The 7,296-nt window shown below is 38.2% G+C and carries 6 protein-coding genes; 4 read left to right on the plus strand and 2 right to left on the minus strand.

Features of this window, described 5'->3' with window-relative positions:
- From AC1DPZ_RS18535 to AC1DPZ_RS18550, 4 genes are all read left to right on the plus strand, one after another.
- Positions 1-2,689: ABC transporter permease (locus AC1DPZ_RS18535; RefSeq protein ID WP_477406120.1), on the plus strand; the 2,689-nt coding region annotated here is incomplete at its 5' end.
- A gap of 168 nt (positions 2,690-2,857) precedes the next feature.
- A complete protein-coding gene (locus AC1DPZ_RS18540; RefSeq protein ID WP_477406122.1) occupies positions 2,858-3,514 on the plus strand; it encodes a hypothetical protein in 657 nt (218 codons plus the stop codon).
- Between the two features lie 681 nt (positions 3,515-4,195).
- Entirely contained in the window at positions 4,196-4,765 is a 570-nt protein-coding gene (locus tag AC1DPZ_RS18545; RefSeq protein WP_477406124.1) for a Crp/Fnr family transcriptional regulator, read from the plus strand.
- A 127-nt stretch (positions 4,766-4,892) separates the two neighbouring features.
- On the plus strand, positions 4,893-5,282 hold the full coding sequence (locus AC1DPZ_RS18550; RefSeq protein WP_477406126.1) for a RidA family protein: 390 nt from the start codon (positions 4,893-4,895) through the stop codon (positions 5,280-5,282).
- A 129-nt stretch (positions 5,283-5,411) separates the two neighbouring features.
- On the opposite strand, the gene AC1DPZ_RS18555 is transcribed toward AC1DPZ_RS18550, so the two are convergent.
- Positions 5,412-6,659, minus strand: coding sequence for a tetratricopeptide repeat protein (locus AC1DPZ_RS18555; protein WP_477406128.1), 1,248 nt, complete (start codon positions 6,657-6,659; stop codon positions 5,412-5,414).
- 6 nt (positions 6,660-6,665) lie between these two features.
- Positions 6,666-7,296, minus strand: a 631-nt coding sequence (locus AC1DPZ_RS18560; protein WP_477406130.1) for a tetratricopeptide repeat protein, incomplete at its 5' end; no start/stop codon positions are given.

A 7,296-nucleotide genomic window follows, 5' to 3' on the forward strand; every position in this document is an offset into this window, starting at 1 on the left:
GCTTGGTATTGCCTATGAGTCAGGCTTTAATTCACAAAGCAGCTTTCATCGTATTTTTAAGCAATTTACAGGCAAAACCCCTTTAGAATATAAAAACCACCTTCAAAAAGTTCTCCCATCTTATAACTTGAGAGGTTTTACCCAGACTATGCCGCTAATATTGAGCCATGTAAACCCTCCGGGGTGGACACATGAAAAATTAACCGACAGTCGTATGTTTAAAACTTATTTTAAAATTGCATTCCGCGGATTTTGGAAGCACAGGCTATTTACATTGATAAATATTATAGGTTTATCCATCGGTATAAGCGCTTTCCTGGCTATTTACTTTATTGTACACTACGATTTTACGTTTGATAAATTCCACAGGGACAGCGACCGGATTTACCGCGTTGTGATGAACATATCATCTCAGGGACATAAAATCTATTCGAGTGGCGGACCTGGCCCACTGGCTGCGGCAATTAAAAGCCAGGCCACAGGAATCGAGGAAATTACGCAGGTATTCACCTTGTCGCCACATTTTGTCTATGTTGACAAAGACAAAAAGGCACAAAAGCGGTTTAAAGACTTGGACAGGATAACACTTGCCGATCAGCAATATTTTAAAATTTTTGATTACGTATGGCTCGCCGGGTCGTCGCAACACGCACTTGATGCGCCCAGGCAGGTAGTATTAACATCCCAACAAGCCAGGCTTTACTTCCCGCTGTTAACCTATCATGAAATGCTTGGTAAAGTAGTTACTTATGACACCCTTAAAACAACCGTTAGCGGCGTAGTCGAAACACTTACTGAAAATACCGACTTTACCTTTCATGACTTTGTCTCCATTAGTACGGCCACAACTAATAAACGTTTAGCTGACGATCTGCATATAAATAATTGGGGCAGAATCTCTTCGGCATCAGAGGTTTTTGTAAAGCTGGCGCCTCGCGCCGCGACATCCGGGCTTGTAAAACAGATCAATACCATTTTCAAAAAAAGTAATCCGCCGAGTGCCGAACAAAAAATGCCTGCGCCCATTGTAGACCTGGCCTTGCAGCCATTAGATGATATTCACTTCAATCCCGACTATAATATTTTTAATTTTTCATCGCCGGCCAGCAAAACAACACTCTACGGATTATTGGCCAGCGCTATCTTTTTGTTGTTGCTGGCATGTATCAATTATGTGAATTTAACTACCGCCCAGGCCGCCCAAAGGGCAAAAGAAATTGGCATCCTCAAAACTTTGGGCTGCAGCCGGATACAATTAATAGCTCAGTTTTTAGGCGAAACATTTTTTATAACATCCTTTGCGGTTTGCATATCGATGTTGCTTGCGCCAATTATTTTAAAAATGTTTGCCGACGTTATATCGCCGGATATTCACGCGAATATTCTGCAGCCGGATGTCATACTCTTCCTGCTGATTTTAATTATTGTGATAAGTTTTTTGTCGGGTTTTTATCCTGCAATGGTGTTATCAGGTTACAAACCGGCATCGGTACTAAAAAACCAGGTGCATGGCAATACCAATAAAACACGGAACGCATGGCTGCGTAAGTCGCTTACGGTTTCGCAGTTTGTTGTAGCCCAGTTTTTTATAATGGCTACCATTTTGGTAAGCCAGCAAATTTATTACGCCTTACATAAAAACCTCGGGTTTAAAAAGGATGCCATCCTGCTTATTAATACACCCTGGAAAACCAGTAAGGCCAGCACCAACCAGGTACTGCTGAACGAATTCAGGCTGATGCCGCAAGTTGCCCTTGTGGCTTTAGGTAATGACCCACCTTCGGCTGATGCATTTAACAGGACGCGCATTACTTATAACGATGGAAAGAAACAAATTACAACAGAAGAAATAATAGTTAAGTCTGGCGATGAGAACTACATTAAAATATATCAGCTAAAATTACTTGCCGGCAGAAACATAACCGAAGCCGACACCGGGAAAGCCATCATCATTAATAATACTTACGCTAAATTATTAGGGTTTACTAACCCTCATGATGCTATCGGGAAGCAGTTGAATTGGTTTGGTGGCCGAAATATTAGTATTATTGGCGTAGTTGCCGATTTTAATCAGCGGTCGCTGCATTCCGCCATTTATCCATCAATCATAACATCCGGCAATCCAATCAACCAGCCAATGATGACTTTACATGTTAGCCTGAAACCTGAAACCGCAGGCGGTAATGAGTGGAAAACCGCAATTGCAAATATGGGAAAGGCCTGGAAGAAGGCTTATCCCGACGATGATTTTGATTGCCGTTTTTACGACGAAACGATAGCCAGGTTTTACGACGAAGAACAACACACATCAACTCTGCTCACCTGGGCAACAGGTTTCTCGATATTGATTAGCTGCCTCGGGCTGTTAGGCCTTGCCATTTATACCACTAATCAACGAACAAAGGAAATTGGCATACRCAAAGTATTTGGCGCAAGCGTTGCTCAAATAGTAACCCTGCTATCAACCGAACTGATATCGCTTATTTTGCTGGCTTTTATCATCGTAACGCCGATTGCATGGTACGCCGTAAATAAATGGATGGAAAGCTTTGCCGACCACGTAGCTATTAGCTGGTGGGTATTCGTTATCAGCGGCGCAGGGATGTTGCTAACAGGATTATTTACCTTAAGTTTCCGAACCATTAGGGCTGGTATGGCCAACCCGGTGAAGAGTTTGCGAAATGAATAATTGGCAAGATGAAGGTAATCATGCTTACATCGTTTTTTTTAAAGGATATAATATTTCAAGTCCTAAAGATTAAAACTACCATATACATGCAGCTCCTCAAAACCATCCATTATGGGACCGGCTTCTCTATAAAAAAATAATATTATTATCTTATTTAAAACACTGTTCATGAAGCAAAATATAATAACCTTCGTGTTAACGCTATTATTGATCAATGCCACTATAATTATTGGCTGCAGCAATAATAATCCTAATATTGTCAAGCATAATGGCGAGAAGGATCGGATATCCTTTAAATCAATAAAAGGAATTAGTTACACAGAGATAAAGCGTCGTCAAAAAAATGGCCTTTCATTTAGTGAGTATGGTTACCAGTTAGAACCGCAATGGAAAATAAATTTTGTTTCAGATGATTCGTTAAGCATATACAGCCCCAATAAAAAACGCTTTTTGAATTTTCCGCTCACAAGGGGGTATGATTCTGTTTTTAACACTGCCAGAACCTGGCTAAAAGTAAAAAAGATGAGTAAGGATAGCCTTGTACTGGAAATACTTAAAGCCCAAAATGATACTGTCGACATTACAGGCGCAGGGGTTTATATGACTTTTTACGCTGATAATTATGTGAAAAATATGCTTCAAAGTGATATAATTACACTTAGACATGCAAGTCGAAAAGACAGTTTATTTATAAGATCATTAGTAAATAAAGCTAATATCGATATTAAAAAGGCTTTTGCTGCGAGGCAACCAGTTACGTTTATAAGCAAAAGTTCATCAGTTAAATTAAAAAAAAAGGAAAGCAGAAGAAGACCTCCTAAATAATTTCGACACCTCTGATGATTATCTATATCCAACATTTGATATTCTTATCAATAAAGCATACGCAAACTTTCATTATTCATTTTCTGTGTATGTTGATGAGAAGGGGCAAATGCATTATGGCGAACCCTTAATTGCTTTTGTGGGCGAGTCACTCAGGCAAAATTATATTCATAAATCACAGGCGATTATGGATAGTTATCTTAAGTATTATTTGCAGGTAATTCCAGGAAAAACGTTAGACATGCCTCACAAAAGCGTTGTAAACATTCATGTTAAGGGAACTGTATATCCTTAACATTCGATTGTTCCAAACAAATTTATGCCTTTATGAAAATRTGGATTTTTAGTTAAAATATGCGATTTAACTCCACAGCGGACATTTTTTATATTTAAGGTGTCTAAAACAAATTGTTCCTTTTTGGGAAAAACTTTGATTATGTAACCATTACTACTGTTGGTTAGGCGATAGTTTTCCGGTAACTACAGTAAGGCCGGATTATTGCGGCTGTATTAATGACTGCCGAGGTGGGGGGACTGTACGGAACATTTACAGCGTATGTAGCATCCTGGTTTGTTGCAGAAAAAAAGTAGTTGATTTAAAAAGTGTTCTTATATTATACCGTCAGTAATTAAAGGAACTATGTTTTTTCTCAGGAACGGCCTTATTATTGTCTCTGGTACATGCAGGAAAAACTAAGGGAACATATAGAAAAAATAGTACCGCTCACTGATGACGAATTTGCGTTTGTATGCTCGCATTTGACAATTAGAAATTATAAAAAACGCGAATTTCTTATTCAGAAAGGTGAAAGCGTAAAGTATTGTTATTTTGTAATTTCGGGGCTTTTAATGTTGGTATATAACGATGAATCGGGAAATCAGCATATTGTTTCCTTTGCGATGGAAGACTGGTGGGAAAGTGATTTTCTGGCCTATTATACGCAAACTAAAGCAACAATGTCGCTAAAATGCCTTGAAGACACCGCTGTGTTTTGCCTTTCGCTGCAAGATTACCAAAAGTTGTGTACAGGCCTCCAAAAGATGGAACATTTTTTTCTTAAAAAAGCAAATTCCGGTCACATTGGTTCGCAGCAGCGCATATTGTCTTTCCTAACCTCCAATGCAAAGGAGCGCTACGAACAACTACTAAAACGGTATCCTTCACTATTTCAAAGAGTGTCTAAAACCCTGATAGCTTCTTATCTGGGTGTTTCACGCGAAACCCTTAGCAGGCTTTGGCGTTCTGCTTAGTCTTATTTCCCCCGGTTTTAAAATTGTGATGTTTGTCATGCAAAAAATATACGTGCTGTCTTCATCTTTGCGGTGTACAATTTATTAACTCTTGTGCCTGTAGTGGCACAAACTAAAAAACAAACAAATGCAAAAACGAATAATTAATCCCTGGCAATGGCAGGATGGACGCAGTTATGTGCAAGCCGTTGAAGTAAAACAGCCAGAAGGCACACTCTACGTTTCGGGGCAAACGGCCATAGACGCTGATGGAAAAGTAAGTACCGGTGACATGAAAACCCAATTGGTACAAACCATACAAAATTTAGAGCAGGTTATCAGCGAGGCAGGGTACGATTGTGGAGATATTGTGCGGTTAAATATCTACACAACTTCGTCGGCAGAGCTTTTCGAATGCTTTGATATTTTTCAAGCCTGGATAGCTAAGCATGGCATTAAGCAAGCGACTACTTTATTGGAAGTGAAAAGCCTTTTTGAAACATTAAAAATTGAATTGGAAGCTACAGTTGTGAAATAATCAATTTTAAAAATTACTATATCAACGTATTTAACATAATATGAATATTTGTCTCATAATTAACATTATGTTAAGTATATATATTAAAGAGAAAGGCTTTACAATGAAAGCCTCTCCTTTTTTATATTATTATTGTTTTGGTAATGCCTCTATCTGTGCTTTTATTTTACTTGCATTAGCATCATCTTTTACACCCAGGTAATAGGTTCTTAAGTTTGTTAATGCGTCAATTGATTTTGGATTTAAATCAACTGCTTTTTGCAAATATGGTTTAGCGGCTTCAAATTGCGCTTTAGCTTTAGCAATAGCTGCATCGTATTCTTTTTGTTTATTGGCAGGAAGTTTATTAGCAGCATTGTAATCGTCAATTGCCGGGTTAATTATTACATAGCCCAAATTTAAATTTGCTTCAAAATAATTAGGATCTATCTCCAAAGCCTTTTTGTACATTTCTGCAGCTTGTTTGTAGTTTTCAACTTTTGTAGCCTGTAATTTACTTTTGGTAACAGGATCTTTTGCTTTGGCTTGTTCTTTAATTACTGCTTCTGCTGTTTGTGAATACGTTAATCCGGCGTAATAATAAAGTGTTTTATTTTTAGGATCAGCAGCTAATGCCTTCTGGATCTTATCTAAAACCTCTTTTTCTTTCCCGGTTTGCAGGCTTATTTCTATTTCTCTCTTGCGTAGCTCAGCACTGGCAGGGTATTTTGCAACACCCTCGGTTACCGTTTTAAGGGCATTTGCAGTATCCTTACTTAATAAGTATACTGATGAAAGATCCATATAAACACCAGGTACTTTTGAAAATTTGGTGGTGATTAATTTTGTATAATTTGCTATTGCAGCGGGGTAATTATTTGAATTTGCTGCCGATAAACCGGTGTAATAAATAGCATTGGTGTCTTCGGGCAATATGGTGCGGTAATAATCAAACGATTTGTAAGCAAGGTCGTATTTACCGCTTCCGTATTCGGCAACGCCTTTTGTAAGCTGGTATTGGGCCAGGTTTAAGTTACCTGCATCAATAAGTTGCTTGTTTTCGCCTTTGGTATCCAGCTCTTTAGCTTTTTTTAATGCCTCTTCTGCCGTGGTAAACAAAGGCAATGAGGTAGCAGCTACCGAATCCTGGTTTGCAAAAGTAGAGTAAATAACACCTTTTAAAGCGTAAGTAAGCGGCAATGCAGCAGTTTTTTCGTTTGCTGCAGCCTTGTCAATAGAAGTTCTGGCAGCAGTTAAACTTGCTTTTGCTAAAGGTGTACCTCTTAATCCTTCGTACTTTTCATACTCAGATTTTGCATTGTTTAACTCGCCTTTTTGTGCAAACGTTGTTGCTGAAACTAAGCCTAAAAGACCAGCCATCAAAAGTTTGATTTTCATGTTTTATTAATTAGTTAGCTGTTTTAATTTATTGTTTATTTTGTCTAATTGATCTTTATTGCTGGTTTTGGCATACACCAATTGCAATGCCTGTAAACCTTTAACATTGTTTGGAGATAATTCATTGGCTTTTTCGAGCCATTGAATGGCCATTCCAATATTTTTAGTGCTCTCCCCTTCTTCCCTGGTTATTGCGCTTTGTTTCAGGTACATTAAACCTAAATTAAATACCGGCTCATAAGCCGAGCCATTTAACTCAATAGTATGTAAATATAGGGATTCGGCGCGGTCGTATTTGTTTAAATGATCATAACAATTAGCGGCTACAAATGCAATATCGGCGTTATTTGCATTAATATCAAGTAGTTGCCCTATTAATGGTTCTAACGATTTATAATCTTTTAAATTATTGTAGATATTAGCCTCATCAAGCAATAAAAATCTGTCGGCCGGTAAAAGCTTCCTGCCCTTTTGCAATATTTGCAGTGCTTTTGCGGTATCGCCCAATGATTTATAAATGCTTGATGCTGTTTCAATGTATTCTGTGCGGGTACTATCTACAGCCAATAAGTTACTGTAATACTTAGCGGCATCAACCAAATTGCCCATTTTATTGTTTGAATAGGCTATATAATCA

Source organism: Mucilaginibacter sp. P4_G9, assembly GCF_056400985.1.